Genomic DNA, 19,525 nt, shown 5'->3' on the forward strand with positions numbered 1-19,525 from the left:
GGTTCTCCAGTGTCCGGGTGCAGGACGGCAGTCCCGGTACGGGACGTCGCGGGCCCTGCTTCAGATTTGAAGCAGATCCACGGTTGGAACCCTACCTCATGTTTTAAATTTGAAGCAACAGATTTCCGTACGGTTTCGGGAAATCGAGTTCACGATCCGGAACAGGGGGACGAACGCCGCCGCCACGGCAGCTCGTCCGGCGTCGGCCGCGGGGTCGACTCGTCGCCCTCCAGCGCCCGCGCGATCACGGAGCTGATCTCCTCCAGCTGCTCCACCTGCTCGGCGGAGAGATGGTCGAAGACCGCCGCCCGCACCGTCTCCACGTGACCCGGCGCCGTGCGCTCCAGCACCGCCATGCCCTCGTCCGTCAGGATCGCGAAGCTGCTCCGCTTGTCCCACTGGCAGTCCTCGCGCCGGATCAGCCCGTCCCTCTCCAGCCGGGTCACGGCGTACGTCAGCCGGCTCCGGGTGATCTTCGACTTCTCGGCGAGGTCGGTCATGCGCAGCTTGCGCTCCGGCGCCTCGGAGAGGTTGGCCAGGATGCCGTAGTACAGATGGGGCATGCCGGCGTCCTGCTGGAGCTGCCGGTCGATCGCGTCCTCCAGGAGGTGCGTCGCCGCCATGTAGGCGCGCCAGGCGCGCTGCTCCTTCGGAGTGAGCCAGCGAGTCGTCATGGCACCAGTGTAGGTTTGTTTCAAACTTTAACCAAGCGTCCGTGTCAGAGCAGTCCGGCCGACCCCGTCAGCCCTACGGCCAGTGGGTCAGCCGGCCCGCCAGCCCGCCCGCCGAGAGTGAGCGCGTCCGATGCCGTACCCCTACGTCCTGCTGTCCGCCGCCGTCTCCCTCGACGGCTTCCTCGACGACACCGGCCCCGACCGGCTCCTGCTCTCCTCCCCCGCCGACTTCGACCGCGTCGACGAGGTACGGGCCTCCGTCGACGCCATCCTGATCGGCGCCGGCACCATCCGCGCGGACAACCCGCGGCTCCTGGTCAACTCCCCGGAGCGGCGTGCGGCCCGGACCGCCGCGGGCCGGCCCGAGTACCCCCTCAAGGTCACGGTCACCGCGACCGGCGACCTCGACCCGGACGCGAAGTTCTGGCACACCGGCGGCGCGAAGATCGTGTACACGACGGACGAGGGTGCGCGGCGGGCCCGTGCCCTCGGGATCGCCGCCGACCTCGTCCCGCTCGGCGCCGACCTCGACTGGCGGCTGCTCCTGGAGCACCTGCACGACGTACGGGGCGTACGGCGGCTGATGGTCGAGGGCGGCGGCACCGTCCACACCCAGCTCCTCCAGCGGGGCCTGGCCGACGAGCTCCAGCTGGTCCTGGCGCCCCTCTTCGTCGGCGACCCGAAGGCACCGCGGCTGTTCGGCCCCGGCGGGTACCAGGCCGGGCGGCTGCGGCTCCTGGAGACCCGCCGTATCGAGGACGTCGTCCTCATGCGCTACGAGCCCACGGCCCCCGGCACGGGCGGGTCGGCGTCCGCCGCGGACCGGCACTGGCTACGGCTCGCCTGCGAGCTGGCGGCCGAGTGCCCGCCGTCCCGGACCGCGTTCAGCGTGGGCGCGGTGGTCGTCGCGGCCGACGGCACGGAACTGGCCCGCGGTCACTCCCGGGAGGCCGGCGACCCCGTGGTCCACGCGGAGGAGGCGGCCCTGCCCAAGATCCCCGCGGACGACCCCCGGCTGGCCACGGCCACGGTCTACACCAGCCTCGAACCCTGCACCCACCGCGCCTCCCGCCCGCACCCCTGCGCCGAGCTGATCCTCCGGGCCGGGGTACGACGGGTGGTGACGGCGTGGCGCGAGCCGGACACGTTCGTGGCGGCGGCCGACGGGACGGGGATGCTGCGCGAGGCGGGGGTGGAGGTGCTGGTGCTGGGGGAGTACGAGGAGCCGGCGAAGGCGCCCAACGGGCATCTTCTCGGCTGAGGTGAGCAGGCTGCCGTGTCGGCGGGGCTGGATCGGCCGGCCTGGATCGGCTGGGCTGAATCGGCGGGGCGTCTGCTCACCTGAGCCGGTGATGCAGCGGTTCCGCCGGGGCCGGAGCCGGGGCCGGAGCCGGAGCCCCGGCCCCGGCCGAGCCGTTCGGTGTCCCGGCCGCGGTGAGGCTGGCCAGCAGGGCGAGGCGCTCGGCCGACGGACTGCCGGGCTCGGCGTGGAAGCACATCATGGTGAGGCCGTTCGTGCCCAGGACCGCCAGCTTCTCGATCCGGAGGTCCAGCTCACCGACCTGCGGATGCCGCAGCAGGGCCCGTCCGCCCTGCTTCGGGCGGACGTCGTGGCGGGCCCACAGATACCGGAAACGCTCGCTGTGCACGGACAGTTCGCCGACCAGGGCCGACAGCCGCGGGTCGTCCGGATCCTCCCCGGCCGCCACCCGCAGCGCCGACGCGAGGCCGGCGGTGGCGAGGTCCCAGTCGCGGTGCAGGGTGCGCACCGCGTCGTTCAGGAACACCTCCCGGGCCAGGTTCGCCCCCGGCCGGTGCGCGGGGGAGAGGGCGACGGCCAGGGAGGTCGCCGCCCGTACGTCGCACAGCCGCCCGGCCACCACCACGGGCAGCGCGGACCACGTCTCCAGGAGCATCCGGATACCCGTCGGCACCTGCTCACCGCGCGGCCGGGAGCGCCGGGGCTGGACGGGGGCCGCGAGCTGATGGAGGTGGGCGGTGCCCTCCGCGTCCAGATGCAGGGCGTTCGCGAGGGCCTCGACGATCTGCGGGGACGGATGGCGGTTGCGGCCCTGCTCCAGCCGGGTGTAGTACTCCGTGCTCACCCCGGCCAGCAGCGCCAGCTCATGGCGGCGCAGCCCCGGCACCCGCCTGCGGCCCGCGTCCGGCAGCCTCAGCAGCTCCGGGCTCAGCAGGGCGCGGCGCGCGCGGAGGTACTCGCCGAGCGGCCCCGGCGCGTGCTTGTCGCTGCTGCCCTGTGCCATGAGGTCAGGCTAGGCGGCGCGGCCCCGGCGATCCTGTCCCCGTGAGTACCACCCTTCACAGGGCGACGACGGATCGGCCCGGCGCTCCTAGTGTCGGCCCCGCCGACCTGCCGCCGGGGCGGGCGGGTGTTCCGAGTCAGGAGACCGCGATGACGATGAGCAGACAGCACGCTGTACGGATCGGTGCGGCCGTGGCCGCCGTCGCGGCCGCGACGGCGCTGGCGACCGGTCCCGCGACGGCGGTTCCGCGGTCCGCCGGACCCACGGAGACGAGCGCGGCGGCCACCGGCTCGGTGTCCGCCCGCGAGACGGCGGCCAACAAGGCGCTGGTCACGTACGTGTACAAGCAGCTGTTCACCTACTACGACACGTCCGTGATCGACAAGTACGTCTCTCCCGACTACATCCAGCACAACCCCAACGTCGCCAACGGCCCGGAAGCGCTGCGCCAGTTGGTCGAGAACCTGAAGGCGACGGCCACCCCCGGCAGCAGCTCGGTCACCACGCACGTGATCGCGCAGGGCGACCTCGTCCTGCTCCAGACGCACGCGGGCACGTCCGACACCTTCAGCGGCATCGGGCTCGTCGACGTGTTCCGGGTCGAGAACCACAAGATCGTGGAGCACTGGGACACCATCCAGCAGGTCCCCGCCACCACGGCCAACGGCCACGACATGTTCTCCACGCTCACCTCGCCGCAGACCGACGCGGCCGGCCCGGCCTCGCACACGGCCGCGAGCGAGCGGGTCGTACGCGCCTACGTCCAGCAGCTGACCGGGCGGAAGGACGTGACCGCGGTCGACCGCTACGTCGCGCCGAACCTGCTCCAGCACGACCCGACGCTCGCCGACGGCGCGGCCGCGACCAAGCAGGCCTACGCGGCCCTGTTCGCCGCGCATCCGCAGTACCAGGCCACCGTCGCCAAGGTCGTCGCCGAGGGCGACCTCGTCGCGGTCCACCTCCACGACCAGAACAGCCCCTCGGACCTGGGCACCTCGGTGTACGAGATCTTCCGGGTGCGCCACGGCAGGATCGTCGAGCACTGGGCGCTCACCCAGGCCGTCCCGGCCACCTCGGTGAACGGCAACAGCATGTTCTGAGCAGCCCGTTCACGATCCTCCCCCGTCGTCCATCCCCCTTCCCGAGAGCAGAGCGCCATGCGCCAGTCCCGCCCCCGATCCGCCCACCCCGGCGCCGGCCCGGAGGTCGCTCCAGGCGTTGTCCGGCTGGGTGACCCCCTCGTCAACTTCTACCTGGTGGATCACCCGGACGGGCTGACCCTCGTCGACGCCGGCCTGCCCGGACAGCGGCGCACGCTCCTCGACCACCTGGCCGCCGCGGGACGGAGCCCGGCCGACATCCGGGCCGTCCTGATCACCCACGCGCACCCCGATCACACCGGTCTCACGGCGGAGCTCCAGCAGGCCGGCGCGGAGGTGTGGGTCCACGAGGACGACCGGGCCATGCTCATGGACGGCCCGCGCAAGGCCATGCGGCACGCCAAGTCCGAACGCTCCCCGCTGCCGTACCTCGTCCGCCGTCCCGCCGCGCTCGCCACCATGGTGACCATGGCCCGCCAGGGCGCCTTCACCGCACCGCCGCCCGCCCGGGCACGCACGTTCGGCGACGGTGCGCGGCTGGACGGCGTGCCCGGGCGGCCGCAGGCGGTCGCGCTGCCCGGCCACACCCCCGGCAGCACCGGCTTCCACTTCCCCGACCAGGGCCTGCTCTTCACCGGCGACGCCCTGGTCACCCAGGAGGCCTTCACCGGGCACACCGGCCCCTGCCTGGTCTGCCGTGCCTTCACCCACGACTCCGCCGCCGCCCTCGCGTCGCTGGACGGCATCGCCGGCCTGTCCAAGGACACCGTCCTGCTGCCGGGGCACGGTCAGCCGTTCGACGGCGGCCCCCGCGAGGCGGTCGCCCAGGCCCGGCATTTCGGCGTCCACTGACCCCACGGCGGCCCCCGCCGCCCCTCCGCCGACCCCGTGAGTCTTCACCCGTGTGACTTCCCCTCTTCCGATGGCGTATGCTGGTGTCACCGACGCGGGGTGGAGCAGCTCGGTAGCTCGCTGGGCTCATAACCCAGAGGTCGCAGGTTCAAATCCTGTCCCCGCTACTGAAACTCAGGGCCGGAATCCAAGAATTCGAGGATTCCGGCCCTGAGTCATGCCCAGGTCTGTGTTCCTCATCACGCACGTCCACCGGCCGCGTTCCTGCGCGCCACCGGCGGCGGCATGGCGGACGACATGGCACTGCTCGCCGTACGACGGCCCTGAGCGGGGTGTGGTCACGGTCGGTGTCCGGATGACCGCCCTGCGCATAACAACTGAGTCGCCATCAAAACCTGTGTGACTCCTGAGCTGAGCGGTGGGCACCGTCGACTCGACCGTTTTTGACCGGTCGTGGCAGGTAAGTCCAAGCTTTGAAAGCTTAATGATCAAGACGAACGGCTTGGAATCTGGTAGCCGGGTCTATTAACGTTCGATAACGCAGCGCGGTCGTCCCAGCCGTCACCCGCGACGGCTCCGTGCGCACGCGCCGAATCCCGCAAGGGAACCGGGGAACCACCACCTTGGGGTGAATCGCACGGCTACCGCCGGGTACGAAACGGCCGGTATACGCGCGTAGGAGACCTTCCCGCTCCGAACCCGTCAGCTAACCCGGTAGGCGGCGGAAGGAAAGGAGTGCGCCCGCGTGGCGTCCAACCCGCCTGCTCCGACAGCCCCCTTCGTGCCCAGCCAGCGTCAGCCCGACACCTTCGGCTACGGCGGCTACCGCGCCGACGAGGGCCCCTTCGAGGAGTGGAACCCCACCGAGGAGTCCCTCTCCGCGGTACGCGGCCGGCACCGGGTCGCCAAGCAGAAGGGCGGCGGGCTCGCCCGCAGCTCCACGGTTCTCGGCGTCGGCGTCATAGCCGCCGTCGGCGCGGGCGGCATGGCCAGCGCCAACACCGGCAAGCCGCCGGTCTCCATCTCGCTGCCCGACCTGCCGTCCTCCGTCGACTCGCTGCTCGGCGAGGACGGCGGCCACCAGGCCACCCAGACCACGCTCAGCAGCGTCACCACGACGACCGCCACCGACTCGGACTCCTCCTCGTCCGACGCCGGCGAGGCGCTGCGCAGCCGGATCATCGCCCAGGCCGCGCAGCAGCAGAACCAGCTCGACACCAAGGCCAGCGCCAAGGCCGTCGCCGCCGCCGACAAGGCGGTCGCGGACGCCGAGGCCAAGGCGGAGAAGGCGGCCGCGGCCAAGGCCGCCGACGCCAAGGAGAAGGCCGAGGCCTCCGCGAAGCAGAAGGCCGAGCAGGCCCGCCTCGCCGAGCTGGCCAAGCAGTACACGCTGCCCGTCGTCTCGTACACGATCACCGGCACCTTCGGCCAGGCCGGCTCCATGTGGGCCTCCGGCTACCACACCGGCCTCGACTTCGCCGCGCCCACCGGCACGCTGATCAAGGCCGTGCACAGCGGCACGGTCACCGAGGCGGGCTGGGCCGGCTCCTACGGCTACCGCACGATCATCACCCTGGACGACGGCACCGAGCTGTGGTTCTGCCACCAGTCCTCGATCGGCGTCAAGGTCGGCCAGAAGGTCGCCACCGGCGACGTCATCGGCCGCGTGGGCGCCACCGGCAACGTGACCGGCCCGCACCTCCACCTGGAGGTCCACCCGAACGGCCAGGCCACCGCCATCGACCCGATGACCTGGCTGCGCGGCAAGGGCCTCAACCCCTGACCCTGGCCCTGACCAGGACCCGGACCTCACCTTCCGGCCTCCGGCGGCCCTGACGGCAACCCCCCGGCGTCAGGGCCGCCGGTCTGCCTGCCACGCCTCGGGCAGGCGGTGCGCCTTCAGCCGTGCGCCTTTACAAGAACTTCGTGTTGCACCGGCATGGGGTGCCCGGCGACGCGTGTTGAAGTGAAGTATGAGTGCTTCTTCCGCTTCCCCGTCCCTCCGCAAGCTCGGCGCCTCCGACCTGGAGGTCTTCCCGCTCGCCCTCGGCGGCAACGTCTTCGGCTGGACCGCCGACGAGGCCACCTCCTTCGCCGTCCTCGACGCCTACGCCGCCGCGGGCGGCAACTTCGTCGACACCGCCGACTCGTACACGGCGTGGATCGAGGGCAACAAGGGCGGCGAGTCCGAGACGATCATCGGCAAGTGGGTCAAGGCGCGCGGCAACCGCGACGACGTCGTCATCGCGACGAAGGTCAGCCAGCACCCCGAGTACCTGGGCCTGTCCGCCGCCAACATCAAGGCCGCCGCGGACGCCTCCCTGCGCCGTCTCGGCACCGACCACATCGACCTGTACTACACGCACTTCGACAAGCCCGAGATCCCGGTCGAGGAGATCATCGGTGCGCTGGACGAGCTGGTGCGGGCGGGCAAGGTCCGGCACATCGCCGCGTCCAACATCACGCCGGAGCGACTCCAGGAGTCCCTGGACTTCTCCGACCGCGAGGGCCTCGCCCGGTACGTGGCCCTCCAGCCCCACTACAACCTGGTCTCCCGCGACACCTACGAGGGCCCCCTCCAGGACCTGGCCTCCCGCACCGGCCTCGCGGCCGTTCCCTACTTCTCGCTGGCCGCCGGCTTCCTTACCGGCAAGTACCGCCCCGGTACGACGGTCGACAGCGTGCGAGCGGGCCGCGCCGCCCAGTACGCCGAGTCGGAGCGCGGCCAGAAGGTGCTGGCGGCCCTGGACGAGATCGCCGCGGCCCACGAGGCCCCGATCCCCACGGTCGCCCTGGCCTGGCTGGCAGCCCAGCCCACCATCACGGCCCCGATCGCCTCGGCCCGCACCCTCGAACAGCTCCCGCCCCTGCTGGGCGTGGCGGACCTGACGCTGACGGACGAGGAACTGACGAAGCTGACGACGGCTTCGGCCTGACGGCTTCCGCTCCCTCGTTCTTTTCTCTTTTCCGCCGCAACGGCGCTCAGCCCCCACGGCGCATTCCGGCGGTGCCGAGCCGTCCGCGACTCCGGAGCACTAGCTCCGATACGGGTTGTAGGCCGGATACGGCACCGCCGCCCCGTAAGCCGACGGCGCATAACCGGCGTACACCGGCCGCCACCCGCCCGGCGCAGCCGTCCGCGCCGCGTACTCCAGGGCCGGCCGCACCAGCTCCCGTCGGTTCCACAGCTCCGTGAGGAGCTCCCGTTCCCGCACCACGAAGTCGGCCCCCGCCCGCCCCCGCTGCCCCCGGCGCCGCAGCAGCGCCAGCGTCGTCGCGTATCCCTCGTACTCGGTGACCGCCCGCCCCGCCGCCTTCCCGAAGTGGTACGCGGCGTACTCCCGGGCCATCTGGCGCGCCCGCATCGACCCGAGCACGAACGGCTCGGCCACCCCCAGCCACCCGGCGTAGACGTAGGCCGGCAGCTCCTCCCGTACGGTCCGCAGCTCGCGCTGCCGCGTCCAGACGGCCAGCCAGGTCAGCAGCCCGAACGTGGGCACCATGAACATGCCGTACACGGCGAAGAACCCGTACTGCCCGAACGTCGAGGACCCGTTCCAGAACGCGTGCATGCTCATCGCGAGCAGCAGCCCGGCGACCGGCACCAGCACGCGCCGCGCCCGCTGCCGCTCGCCGGAGAGCGCGGCGATGCCGAAGCCGATGCCGGTGAGGACGGTGAAGAGGGGATGCGCGAACGGGGACAGCACGATGCGCACGAAGAACGTCGCGGCGGTGACGGAGGCGATCCCGCTGTCCCCGGTCAGCTGGTCGGTCCCGAAGGCGGTACCGAGGTAGAGGATGTTCTCGGTGAACGCGAACCCGGTGGCGGTGACCCCGGCTATCACCACCCCGTCGACGATCCCGGTGAAGTCCCGTCGGCGGAAGAGGAAGACGAGGAGGACGGCAGCCGCCTTCGCCGACTCCTCGACGATCGGCGCTATCACGGTGGCCCCGAGCGTGTCCGCGCTGCTCGGGTCCGCGGTCGCCGTCGCTATCCATCTCGTCGCGAAACTGTTGGCGACGATGGCTATGAGCGCGGCCGCGCAGGCGCCCCAGGCGAAGGCGAACAGCACGTTCCGCCAGGGGCCGGGCTGCACCCGGTCCAGCCACCGGAACGCGCCCACGAGCAGCGGCACGGGCAGTACGGCGAGCCCGAGTCCGACGAGGAAGCCCTCCGTCCCGGTCTGCTCCCGCACCAGCGCGAGGATCACCAGGCCGGAGAGGGCGAGCAGCGTGCCGAGCGCCCCGTACCGCACCCAGCGCCGCTGCCACCAGTGGGGATGCCGCAGACCCCGGCCGGCGGGGTCCGGCGGACCGGTGGTGTCCGGCGGATGCGACGGATGCGGTGGATGCGTCGGGTACTGCGGGTACGGCGAGTACGGCGGCGGGGAGGTGGCCACGGCATCGACCCTAACGAGGTGACTCCTGACGGTGCTGCTCGCTCTGCGGCACCCGGTGCTGTACGCGACGGAAGAGCAGATCGTTCACCACATGTCCCTTGTCCAGTCCCTGGCCCTCGAAACGGGTCAGCGGCCGGTGCGCCGGACGTGGCGCGAAACCGCCGTCGGCCTGCGTGTTCTCGAACTCCGGGTGGGTGTCGAGCACGTCGAGCATCTGCTCGGCGTACGGCTCCCAGTCGGTCGCGCAGTGCACGATCGCCCCGGGCCGCAGCCGGGTCGCGGCGAGGTCGAGGAACTCCGGCTGGATCAGCCGCCGCTTGTGGTGCCGCTTCTTCGGCCAGGGGTCCGGGAAGTACACGCGCAGCCCGTCCAGCGAGTCCGGCGTGAGCATCTCCCGGAGCAGGATGATCGCGTCGCCGTTCCCGACGCGGACGTTGGACAGTCCGTTCTGGTCGGCGAGGTTGAGCAGGTTCCCCTGGCCCGGCGTGTGCACGTCGACGGCGAGGATGTTGACGCCCGGCTCCTCGGCGGCCATCTGCGCGGTCGCCTCGCCCATCCCGAACCCGATCTCCAGCACCACCGGGTCGCCGTTCCCGAACAGCTCGCCGAGGTCGATGACCCGCTGCCCGTCGATGTCCAGGCCCCACTTGGGCCACAGCCGCTGCAGCGCGTCGGCCTGCCCGGCGGTGACCCGGCTGCGGCGCGGCTGGAAGCTGCGGATCCGCCGCTCGAAGTGCGACCCGGCCGGATCGGCCCTGGGCCCGTCCGGGAACCGCGGCTCCCCCTTGGCCCGGGTGTGCCGGACGGACACCCCGGGGGCGTGGTCGGGGTGCGCACCGAGGGCGTGCTCGGCGGGGCCGCTCTCGGCGGGCCGGGGGGCTTCGGGGGCGTTGCGGGAGTCAGACACAGTGCGTCGATTTTACGGCCCCTGCGGGACGGCCGACGGGGTCACACCGAGCCCAGCGTCTCCAGCGCCCTGCGGGCCACCTCCCGCCCGATCGGCAGCGAGGCGGTCGCCGCGGGCGAGGGCGCGTTCAGCACATGGACCGCCCGCGGCCCCTCCTTGATCAGGAAGTCGTCGACGAGCGTCCCGTCCCGCAGCACGGCCTGCGCCCGCACCCCCGCGGCCGCCCGCACCAGGTCCCCCTCCTCCGCGGCGGGCAGCAGCCGCCGTACGGCCTTCGTGAACGCCTTCTTCGACACCGACCGGAGCAGTTCCCCGCCCCCGTACCGCCAGTGCCGCCGCGCCAGCGCCCAGGCCCCCGGCCAGGCCAGCGTCCCGGCGACCTCCCGCGGCCGGACGACGTCCCACCCGTACCCCTCCCGGGCCAGCGCCGGCACCGCGTTGGGCCCGATGTGCACGCCCCCGTCGATCCCGCGCGTGAGATGCACCCCGAGGAACGGGAACGCCGGGTCCGGCACCGGGTACACCAGCCCCCGCACCAGCTCCGGCCGCGCCAGCTCGTAGTACTCCCCCCGGAACGGCACGATCCGCATCCCCGGCTCGTCCCCGGTCAGCCGTGCGACCTCGTCGCAGTACAGCCCCGCGCAGTTGACCAGCACGCGCGCGCGTACGACGTCGCCGCGCGAGGTGAGCACGGCCACGCCCCGCTCCGGCCGCCGGTCCACGCGGACCACCCGGGCGCCGTACCGGATCTCCGCCCCCGAGGCCTCCCCGAGCTGCCGGGCGACGCCCACGAAGTCGGCCACCCCGGTCGTCCCGACGTGTATGGCGGCGAGCCCCCGCACCTCGGGCTCGTACTCCCCGATCTGCGCGGCCCCGAGCTCCCGCACCGGTATGCCGTTCTCCCGGCCGCGCTGCACGAGCGCGTGCAGCCGGGGCAGCTCCGCCCGCTCGGTGGCGACGATCAGCTTGCCGGTGACGGCGTGCGCGATGCCGTACTCCGCGCAGAACTTGACCATCTCCGCGCCGCCCTTGACGGCGTACCGCGCCTTCAGCGACCCGGGCCGGTAGTAGATCCCGCTGTGGATGACCCCGCTGTTCCGCCCCGTCTGGTGCCTCGCCGGCCCGGCCTCCTTCTCCAGCACGGTGACCCGGGTCCCGGGCGCGGCACGGGTGACCGCATACGCGGTGGACAGCCCGACGATCCCACCCCCGACGACGAGCACATCACAGTCGTACGCAACCCCGGCAGACACCTGCACCACCTCCCACGCTCGATAGTGCACTGCGCCACTGACAGCCACTTCAAACGCACGGTTGGTGAAGCGCCCCGTAAGGGGCGCGGGGCTGTATGCGATGTGCGGCTGCCGCCGCGTGGGCGCGACCAGCCCCCACGCACCCGCACCCGCCGGCCGGACAGAACCCGGCAGACGACCGGGCGCCCCTCACGCCGGCGCCATCAGCAACGGCCGCGCCCGCTCCCGCAACTCCACCACCCTCGGCTCGTCCCCGTACGGCTCCAGCCGGTGCAGCAGATCCTTCACGTACTCCGTCGTCCGCGCGGACGATATCCGCCCGGCCACCTCCACGGCCCGCACCCCCTGCTCGCAGGCCGCGTCGAGGTTGCCCGACTCCAGTTCGGCGACGGCCGAGACGACCAGCCGCAGCCCGTGCGACCGCACGAACTCCTCCGTCGGCTTGGAAAGGGCCTGTTCCGTGAAGCGCCGCACCTGCCGCGGGGCCTTCAGGTCCCGGTAGCACTCGGCCGCGTCCGCGGCGAACCGGTCGTAGCCGTAGAAACCGAGCCAGGAGGGATCGTTGTCCCCCTCCCGCGCCCGCTCCAGCCACCCCTCCGCCGCCTTCAGCGCGGCCCCCGCGGCCTGCGCGTCACCCGCACGCGCGTGTGCCCGCGCCTCGACCAGCCGGAAGAAGCTCATGGTCCGCGCGGTCGCCAGCCCCCGGTTCCGCTCCACGGCGGCCTGCGCGAGGTCGACGCCCTCGTCGCCGAAGCCCCGGTACGTCGCCTGCAGGGACATCGATGCCAGGACGTACCCGCCGAGCGGCACGTCGGCCGCCGCGCGGGCGAGCCGCAGCGCCTGGATGTAGTACCGCTGCGCGGCCTCCTGCTGTCCGGTGTCGAAGGCCATCCACCCGGCCAGCCGCGTCAGTTCGGCACTCGCCCCGAACAGCGCTCGCCCGACCTCGTCGGAGTACGCGCCGAGCAGCAGCGGTGCCGCCTCCACACGTAAACACTCCGGCACCATCGACGACCGCCAGTCGCCGCCGCCGTACTTGGAGTCCCAGCGCCTGGCGTCCTCGGCGGCCTCCCGCAGCTTCTGCACGTCGCTGTGGCCGACTTTGAGCGGTGCGCCTGCACTGTCCACGGCGTTCGCCTCGCGCGCGACCGAACTGTCGGCGGGGGTTATCAGCCACCGCGAGGCGGGCGTTGCGTATGCGCTCACTGCGAACGAACCGGCCAGCGACTGCCAGATGCCGCCGGAACCGGCCCGGCGGCCGGCCAGGTCGAGGCGGTACAGCTCCGTCGCCGACCGCACCGCCTGGCCGACGTCTCTGGGGAAGGCGAGGCCCACTTCGGGGGCGGGATCCGCGTCCGCCAGGCCGATCTCGTGGAGCGGCACCGGGCGGCCGAGCTTCTGGCCTATCGCGGCGGCGATGAGGTGTGGCGCGGCGCCCTGCGGCACCATGCCCTTCGACACCCAGCGCGCCACCGACGTCTTGTCGTAGCGAAGAGTCAACCCGCGTTGAGCGCCAAGATCGTTGACGCGTCGCGCGAGTCCTGCGTTGCTGATTCCCGCGAGGGCGAGAACGGCGCCGAGTTTTTCGTTCGGCCCGCGTTGCTCCCTGGACATGCGCCACCCCTCGACACAGACGGCTGCCGCGCTGGCATAACCACGCGGCATTCGTAAACCCAGCGTAGTTCGCCGCATCCCAAGCGTTAAGGGGCATTGTTCCGGATGGCGGGATTGTGGTCCGTACGCGAGTGCGGCCCGTATACGCACCGTGCACGGCCTGTCGCGACGTGCCCCCGCCGTGTGGCCGTGCGCCCGTCCGTGCGCTCTTCTCCGGCCATCGGGGGAGCGGTTCCATGGATGATGCGTGGGTCGGCCCGCTGTACTGGATCCAGTGGGCTGGGGGACACCGCCACCTTCATCCCCGCGGGTGGCGGACCGGTCCGGGAGGCGATGCCCGCCTCCCGGACTGTGCGCGTTCGAGCACGTGCGCGTGTGATGCGCAAAGCATGTACGGAGCGTGCGCAAGTCCGCGCGGCCGTCGCCGATTTGGCCGAAAATCGACCCCACCTTTTTCGGCGACTCAACGCTCCTACCACGGCAATTGAGGGCGCGAAGGGCGTTTTTGGGGAGCGTACAGGGGGCGCATTCACGTCGCGGTCGCCCGGTACCGTACGACGGCCGGCTCCCGCCGCGGCTCTTCCACGGCACGCGCGTGTGGCCCGCCCTGCGGCAACTCCACGGCAACCACGTGAAATCTTCCAGGGATCAAAGGCGGCCCCACCGCCCCTCCGGACCGCGTCCTTCATGGCAGCATGGGGACCCGGTTCGTACCGTGCATGGTTGTCCACAGCCTGTGGAGGCGTCGATGCGGTGGTTGGTGGGATGGAGCAGCACCATCTCCGGTGCCGCCACGATCGGCTCCGCCGGCGCCATGGGCTACGACGGCGAGACCGTCCACCCCGTCGGCTCCCAGCTCCTGTGGGGCGACCCCGACCCGCTCTGGGCGGTCGGCGACTGGCGCCCCGACGAGGTCCGCGTCATCAAGGCCGACGCACAGAACCGCATCGCCGTCCTCGGCACCTGCGGCGCCACCGACGAGGAACTGCGCCTCGGCCTCTTCACGGCGCGCGGGGGCGCACTCCGCCATCTCACCGCCTGGCCCGGCAGCTACACCGCCGTCGTCCAGGTCGGCCGCCGGGTCACCGTCTGCGGCGACCTCGCGGGCGCCCGCCCGGTCTTCTACAGCCCCTGGGCAGGCGGTACGGCCTACGCCACGGCCGCGCTCCCGCTCGCCGACCTCATCGAGGCCAACCTCGACTACGGCCACCTCGCGGCCCTCCTCGCCGCCCCCGACGTACCGGCCGCCCTGCACGACTCGACCCCGTACGAGGGCGTGCGGCGCATTCCGCCGGGGCATGCGCTGATCCTGCGCACCGGGGCGCGCGAGGTCGCCGGGTACGAGCAGGTCGCCTCGCTCGCGGTCGCGGCACCCTCCGCCGACCCCGACCGCGCGGTGGACGCCGTACGGGACGCACTCGTAGAAGCGGTACGCGCGCGGCTGTCGGCACCCCGGCACGTCCCGGACATCGACCCTGGTCCGGTACCCGGCATGGGCCCGGCGGAGCGTCGCGCTGCGCGCGGGATGCCGGTTCCGGGCATCGGCGCCGACCTCTCCGGCGGCCCGGCGTCGGGGACGCTCGCCCTGCTGGCCGCGGGCCTGCCCGGCATGCCCGGCACGGTCCTCGGCCACGGCACGGGCGCCGGCGAGCGCCTCCTCGCCGTCACCTTCAACGACCTGGCCGTGGGCGGCCGCGAGGCCGAACTCGAACGCGCGGGCACCCTCGCCGCCAACCCGCGCCTGCACCACGTGGTGGTCACCGGCGGCGAGGAGATGCTGCCCTACGCCGACCTCGACGGCCCCCTCACCGACGAACCGGGCCCGTCCCTGATCTTCGCGGCCCGGCACCGCGCCCGGCTCGCCGCCGGCAGCGCCGACCACTTCACCGGCTACGGCGCCCGCCAGGTCCTCGACGCCCACCCCGCGCGCCTCGCCGACCTGCTGATGGACCGAAAGCGCCGCCACCTCGTCCGCCCGGTCGCCGCGCTCGCCAAGGCCGACGGCTCGGTGATGGTCCCCGCGCGCGTGTACAGCGCGGCCCGCCGCCTGGCGCGTACGCCGTACCGCGCGGGCGTCGAGTCGCTCGCCGAACGCCTGCTGCGGCGCCGGTTCGACGACCCCGGAGGCGCGGTGGGCGCGTCCCTCGCGGCACTCACCTGGGCGAGACCGGGCCCCGCGGCGCGCTGGCTGACCGGTGAGGCGCTGGCTGAAGTATCGGTTCTGCTCCAGGGTTCGGCGAACCGCTCCGGCGTCGGCCCCGGGCAGCGCCCCGGAGACTATCGCGCGCGTGCCGTGCTGGCCCGCCACGCGGCCGACATCCGCGTCCTGGAACAGGCGGCCGAGATCCGCTCCCAGCGCCTCCACACGCCCTTCCTCGACAACCAGGTGGTCCGTGCCTGCCGCGAGCTCCCCGAGGCGCTGCGCGTCCAGCCGGGCGCCCGCGCGGCGATCCTTCGCACGGTCCTGGAGGGCGCCGGCGTCACCGACCTCCCGCCGGGCTGGGGCGCCCCCTCCCACGCGTCCTCGGCGGCCGCCACCCGCACGGGGCTGCGCGTGGCGGCCGACGACCTGATCTCCCTCTTCTCGACGCCGCTGCTGGCGCAGGCGGGCCTGGTGGAGGCGCGGGTGGTCCGCAAGGCGCTCCGCGCGGCGGCCGCGGGCGAGCCGCTGCCGCTGGACGGCCTGGCCGACCTGGTCTCCCTGGAGCTGTGGCTCCGCCGGCTCCTCTCCCGCCGCGGCACGTGCTGGACGGGGACACCGGCACGGGCGCGTGCGGTGCCTGCGGGGATACGGCCGATGCGGGGGGCGTTGGCGTCGGGGGCGTGACCCTCCGGGGGTGAGGCCGCCGTATCCGGGGGCTGCCGCCCCCAGGCCCCCGCATCGGGGGTGCGGCCCTTGTGCTTCGGCCACGGGCCGGTGGGGGCTGCTCACGCAGTTCCTCCCCCAGCCTTCGGCTGGGGGTACCCCCAGCGCCCCTTACGGGGCGCTGCAGTCGCGTCAGCTTCTCAGCTGCGGGCTGCGTCGCTGCGGCACCCGGCCAGCGCCGGTGAGCGACACCCCCCGCCCTCAGCCCCCACCCCGGGCACCATGAAACCCCCAGCGCCGAAACCCCGTGCCCCTTCCCCCGCCCCCGGCGACAATGACCCGGTGCGGTACCGAATCCTGGGCGTGGCCCAAGCCAGCGACGACCAGGGCACCCCCGTACCCGTCGGCGGCCCCCGCCTCCGCGCCCTGCTCACCGTCCTCGCCCTCCACCCCGCCCGCACCCTGACCCCCGAAACCCTCATCCAGGAGATCTGGGCGAAGGACGACGACCCGCCCCAGGACGCCCCGGCCGCCCTCCAGGCCCTCGTCGGCCGGCTCCGCCGCGCCCTCGGCAAGGGCAGCATCACCTCCACCCCCGGCGGCTACCGGCTGGCCGCGGCCGAGGACGACATCGACCTGCACGTCTTCGAGCGGCAGGTGCGCGAAGGCGCCCAGGCCTTGGCCGACGGCGACCCGGCGACGGCCCACCGCGTCCTCACCGACGCCCTCGCCCTCTGGCGCGGCCCCGCCCTCGCCGACCTCCCCGACCGCACCACGGCCGCCGCCCGCCCGGCCGCGCTCCGGCTGGAAGCCACCCGCGCCCGCGCCGACGCCGGCCTCCGCCTCGGCCGAGCCGCCGACGCCGTACCGGAGCTGACCGAGCTCACCACGGTCCACCCGTACGACGAGCCGCTGCACGCCCTGCTCATCCGTGCCCTGCGCGACACCGGCCGCCCGGCGGACGCCCTCGCCGCGTACGAGACCGCCCGCCGCACCCTCGCCGAAGGCCTCGGCGCCGACCCCGGCCCGGAACTCCAGGCCCTGCACGCGTCGTTGCTCACGCAGGAGGCAACCCCGCTTCAGGGGCTCCCGTCCCGCACCGGCAACCTCCGTCCGCGGCTTACCTCTTTCGTGGGCCGGGAACCCGAGCTCGCAGCCGTTCGTTCCGAATTGCACAGGGCCCGTCTCGTCACCCTCACCGGACCGGGCGGCTCCGGAAAGACCCGTCTCGCCGAGGAGGCCGCCGCCGGGCTCCCGCAGGCATGGCTCGTCGAGCTCGCCCCGCTCGACCGGCCCGAGGCGGTGCCAGGCGCGGTGGTCAGCGCCCTCGGTCTGCGCGAGACCGTGCTCATGACCAACGAGCTGGCGACCGTGCAGAAGGACCCCACGGCCCTGCTCGTCGAGTACTGCGCCCCGCGCAGCCAACTCCTGATCCTTGACAACTGCGAACATGTCATCGAAGCGGCGGCCGCCCTCGCCGAGACCCTGCTCACCCGCTGCCCGGGACTCACCGTCCTCGCCACCAGCCGTGAACCCCTGGGCGTCCCGGGCGAGTCGGTGCGCCCGGTCGAGCCCCTCGCCCCCGAGCAGGCCCACCGCCTCTTCGAGGAGCGCGCCGCCGCGGTCCGCCCCGGGACCGGTGCCGGTGCCGCGCCGAGCGACTCGGCGGCCGTCGACGAGATCTGCCGGCGCCTGGACGGACTGCCCCTCGCGATCGAGCTCGCGGCGGCCCGGCTGCGACTGCTGACGCCCCGGCAGATCGCCGACCGGCTCGACGACCGCTTCCGCCTGCTCACCGCCGGCAGTCGCACGGTCCTGCCCCGCCAGCAGACCCTGCGCGCGGTCGTCGACTGGTCCTGGGACCTGCTCGACGAGCGGGAGCGGACGATGCTGCGCGAGGTGTCCGTCTTCGCCGGCGGCTGGGACCTCACGGCGGCGGAGGCCGTCTGCACCGGACCGGCCGCCGACCTCGTCGGCGCGCTCGTCGACAAGTCCCTGATCGTCGCCACTCCCGACGGCGCGGACGGCGCGCAGGGCACCGGCGGCATGCGCTACCGCATGCTGGAGACCATCCACGAGTACGCCGTCGAGCGCGCCGCCGAGGTCCCCGTGCTGCGCGGGGCGGCCGAGCGGCGGCACGGCGCGTGGGTGCGCGCGCTCGTGGAGGAGGCGGAGCCGAGACTGCGCTCCGGGGAGCAGCTCCCCTGGATCCGCCGCCTGGAGACCGACCTCGACAACATCCGGGCCGCCCTGGACCGTGCGGTCCGCGCGGGCGACGAGGTGCAGGCGGGCCGTATCGTCCTCGCCGTCATGTGGTTCTGGTGGCTGCGCAACTACCGCCAGGAGGCGACGGACTCGGTGCGCGCGGTACTGCGCCTGGGCGTCGCCCGGGACGCCCTGCCCGAGGGCGCCGGTCCGGAGGAGCTGCGCGTGGTCGCCGACGCGGCGGACCCCGTGGACGCGCTCCTCGCCGCCCCCGACGCCGAGGCCGGCCACCCGCTGTACCAACTGCGTATGGACCTCAGGATGCTCGACCTGTTCCTGGCGTCCGAGTCCGGCCAGCGGGACCTGGTGACGGACGAGCGGACTCCGCGGTACGTCGCGCTCGTCCGGGCCGCCTTCGAGCCGGGCGGTCCCCGGGCCGCGCGGCTGCCGGGCATCATCTGGCCGCTCACCGCGTGGACCCTGGGCGGCCCCGCTGTGGACATCGCCCCGGACATGTCCGCCGTGGTCGCCAACTGCCGGGAGTACGGCGGCGACTGGGAGATCGGCGTCACCCTGATGTACCGCACCCACATCCTGGTCGACTCACCCGGCAACCTGCGGGGCGTCGACGAGGACCTGGCCGAGCTGCGGGTCCTCAGCCGGCGGGTCGGGGACCGCTGGATGGGGGCGCAGGTGTGCAGCGCGGCCGGCGAGGCGGCCATGGCGCGCGGCCGGTTCGAGGCGGCGGAGAGCGAGTACCGGGAGGCGCTGCGGCTCGCGCACGAGGTCGGCGCGTACGCGGAGACGCCGTTCCTGCTCGCGCGGCTCGCCGAGATCGCCTTCCGTTCCGGGGACCGCGCGGGTGCCCGGGTCACCCTCGACCGGGCGGGCGAGGCCTCCGACCGGTACGGGGTGGCGGAGTCGAAGGCGTACGTGGCGGTGCTTCGGGCGCTCCTGGCCCATGACGACGGGGACCTGCCCAGGGCGCGCGAGTACTACGAGACCGCCCGTACCTTGACGGTGGCCGGCTCCGCGCCCCCGCAGTTCATGGCCGCGATCCATGCCGTCGACGCCATGCTCACGGCCCTGGAGCACGGCCCCGCGCGGGCGCTGCCGGTCGTGGCCGACGGGCTGCGCGAGGCGGTGGAGTACCGGTGCGCCGAGGTGATCACGGCGGCGCTGGTGGACGTCGGCGCCGACCTGCTGGCCCGGCTCGGCGATCTGGCGGGGGCGGTACGGCTGTACGCCGCGGCCGACCACTGGCGAGCCGAGAGCGTCCGCCCCGAGCCGGAGCGCACCCGCGCCGAGGAGGTCGACGCGGCCGCCCGCGCGACGCTGACCCCGCGGCGCTACGCGGCCGAGCGCTCGCGCGGCGCCTCCCTCACCGAGGAGGACGCCCTGCGCGAACTGAGCAGAACTCCGACGGCCGCCACCGGCAGCTGAGCCAGGG

General features: G+C 73.4%; 13 protein-coding genes, 1 tRNA gene and 1 riboswitch. Of the genes, 8 read left to right on the forward strand and 6 right to left on the reverse strand.

Features of this window, described 5'->3' with window-relative positions:
- Positions 1 to 149: 149 nt before the first annotated feature.
- Positions 150 to 674 carry a MarR family winged helix-turn-helix transcriptional regulator gene (locus tag ABT137_RS12395; RefSeq protein ID WP_351706566.1) on the reverse strand — a complete coding sequence of 175 codons (525 nt, stop codon included), beginning with the start codon at positions 672 to 674 and terminating at the stop codon, positions 150 to 152.
- Positions 675 to 804: 130 nt separating this feature from the next.
- On the opposite strand from ABT137_RS12395, the gene ABT137_RS12400 reads away from it, so the two are divergent.
- Complete coding sequence (locus ABT137_RS12400; RefSeq protein WP_351706569.1) at positions 805 to 1,935, forward strand: dihydrofolate reductase family protein; 1,131 nt, start codon at positions 805 to 807, stop codon at positions 1,933 to 1,935.
- Positions 1,936 to 2,011: 76 nt separating this feature from the next.
- Here the strand turns inward: ABT137_RS12400 and ABT137_RS12405 are convergent, their stop codons facing one another.
- Positions 2,012 to 2,938: a helix-turn-helix domain-containing protein gene (locus ABT137_RS12405; protein WP_351706572.1), complete on the reverse strand. Its 927-nt coding sequence runs from the start codon at positions 2,936 to 2,938 to the stop codon at positions 2,012 to 2,014.
- 149 nt (positions 2,939 to 3,087) lie between these two features.
- On the opposite strand from ABT137_RS12405, the gene ABT137_RS12410 reads away from it, so the two are divergent.
- The 5 genes from ABT137_RS12410 (at position 3,088) to ABT137_RS12430 (ending at position 7,826) form a co-directional block, all read left to right on the forward strand.
- On the forward strand, positions 3,088 to 4,038 hold the full coding sequence (locus tag ABT137_RS12410) for a nuclear transport factor 2 family protein (protein WP_351706575.1): 951 nt from the start codon (positions 3,088 to 3,090) through the stop codon (positions 4,036 to 4,038).
- A 57-nt stretch (positions 4,039 to 4,095) separates the two neighbouring features.
- The gene (locus ABT137_RS12415) at positions 4,096 to 4,890 is read left to right on the forward strand and encodes an MBL fold metallo-hydrolase (protein ID WP_351706578.1); all 795 of its coding nucleotides are present in this window, start codon (positions 4,096 to 4,098) and stop codon (positions 4,888 to 4,890) included.
- 93 nt (positions 4,891 to 4,983) lie between these two features.
- Positions 4,984 to 5,057, forward strand: a tRNA-Met gene (locus ABT137_RS12420).
- A gap of 410 nt (positions 5,058 to 5,467) precedes the next feature.
- Positions 5,468 to 5,626, forward strand: a riboswitch (cyclic di-AMP (ydaO/yuaA leader).
- A gap of 9 nt (positions 5,627 to 5,635) precedes the next feature.
- Positions 5,636 to 6,673, forward strand: a complete 1,038-nt coding sequence (locus ABT137_RS12425) for a M23 family metallopeptidase (RefSeq protein ID WP_351706581.1) — start codon at positions 5,636 to 5,638, stop codon at positions 6,671 to 6,673.
- A gap of 190 nt (positions 6,674 to 6,863) precedes the next feature.
- Entirely contained in the window at positions 6,864 to 7,826 is a 963-nt protein-coding gene (locus ABT137_RS12430) for an aldo/keto reductase (RefSeq protein WP_351706584.1), read from the forward strand.
- A 99-nt stretch (positions 7,827 to 7,925) separates the two neighbouring features.
- On the opposite strand, the gene ABT137_RS12435 is transcribed toward ABT137_RS12430, so the two are convergent.
- The 4 genes from ABT137_RS12435 to ABT137_RS12450 form a co-directional block, all read right to left on the reverse strand.
- On the reverse strand, positions 7,926 to 9,290 hold the full coding sequence (locus ABT137_RS12435) for a PrsW family intramembrane metalloprotease (protein WP_351706587.1): 1,365 nt from the start codon (positions 9,288 to 9,290) through the stop codon (positions 7,926 to 7,928).
- Positions 9,291 to 9,300: 10 nt separating this feature from the next.
- Complete coding sequence (gene trmB, locus ABT137_RS12440) at positions 9,301 to 10,197, reverse strand: tRNA (guanosine(46)-N7)-methyltransferase TrmB (protein ID WP_351706590.1); 897 nt, start codon at positions 10,195 to 10,197, stop codon at positions 9,301 to 9,303.
- 41 nt (positions 10,198 to 10,238) lie between these two features.
- Positions 10,239 to 11,459: an L-2-hydroxyglutarate dehydrogenase gene (gene lhgD / locus ABT137_RS12445; RefSeq protein WP_351706593.1), complete on the reverse strand. Its 1,221-nt coding sequence runs from the start codon at positions 11,457 to 11,459 to the stop codon at positions 10,239 to 10,241.
- A 180-nt stretch (positions 11,460 to 11,639) separates the two neighbouring features.
- On the reverse strand, positions 11,640 to 13,064 hold the full coding sequence (locus tag ABT137_RS12450; RefSeq protein WP_351706596.1) for an NsdA family TPR-like regulatory protein: 1,425 nt from the start codon (positions 13,062 to 13,064) through the stop codon (positions 11,640 to 11,642).
- Between the two features lie 748 nt (positions 13,065 to 13,812).
- Between ABT137_RS12450 and ABT137_RS12455 the strand changes: the two genes are divergently transcribed.
- Both ABT137_RS12455 and ABT137_RS12460 read left to right on the forward strand, forming a co-directional pair.
- Positions 13,813 to 15,891 carry an asparagine synthase-related protein gene (locus tag ABT137_RS12455; RefSeq protein WP_351706599.1) on the forward strand — a complete coding sequence of 693 codons (2,079 nt, stop codon included), beginning with the start codon at positions 13,813 to 13,815 and terminating at the stop codon, positions 15,889 to 15,891.
- Between the two features lie 321 nt (positions 15,892 to 16,212).
- Positions 16,213 to 19,518, forward strand: coding sequence for an AfsR/SARP family transcriptional regulator (locus ABT137_RS12460; protein ID WP_351706602.1), 3,306 nt, complete (start codon positions 16,213 to 16,215; stop codon positions 19,516 to 19,518).
- Positions 19,519 to 19,525 lie beyond the last annotated feature (7 nt).

Source organism: Streptomyces sp. NPDC001980 (assembly GCF_040296885.1).
GTDB lineage: Bacteria > Actinomycetota > Actinomycetes > Streptomycetales > Streptomycetaceae > Streptomyces.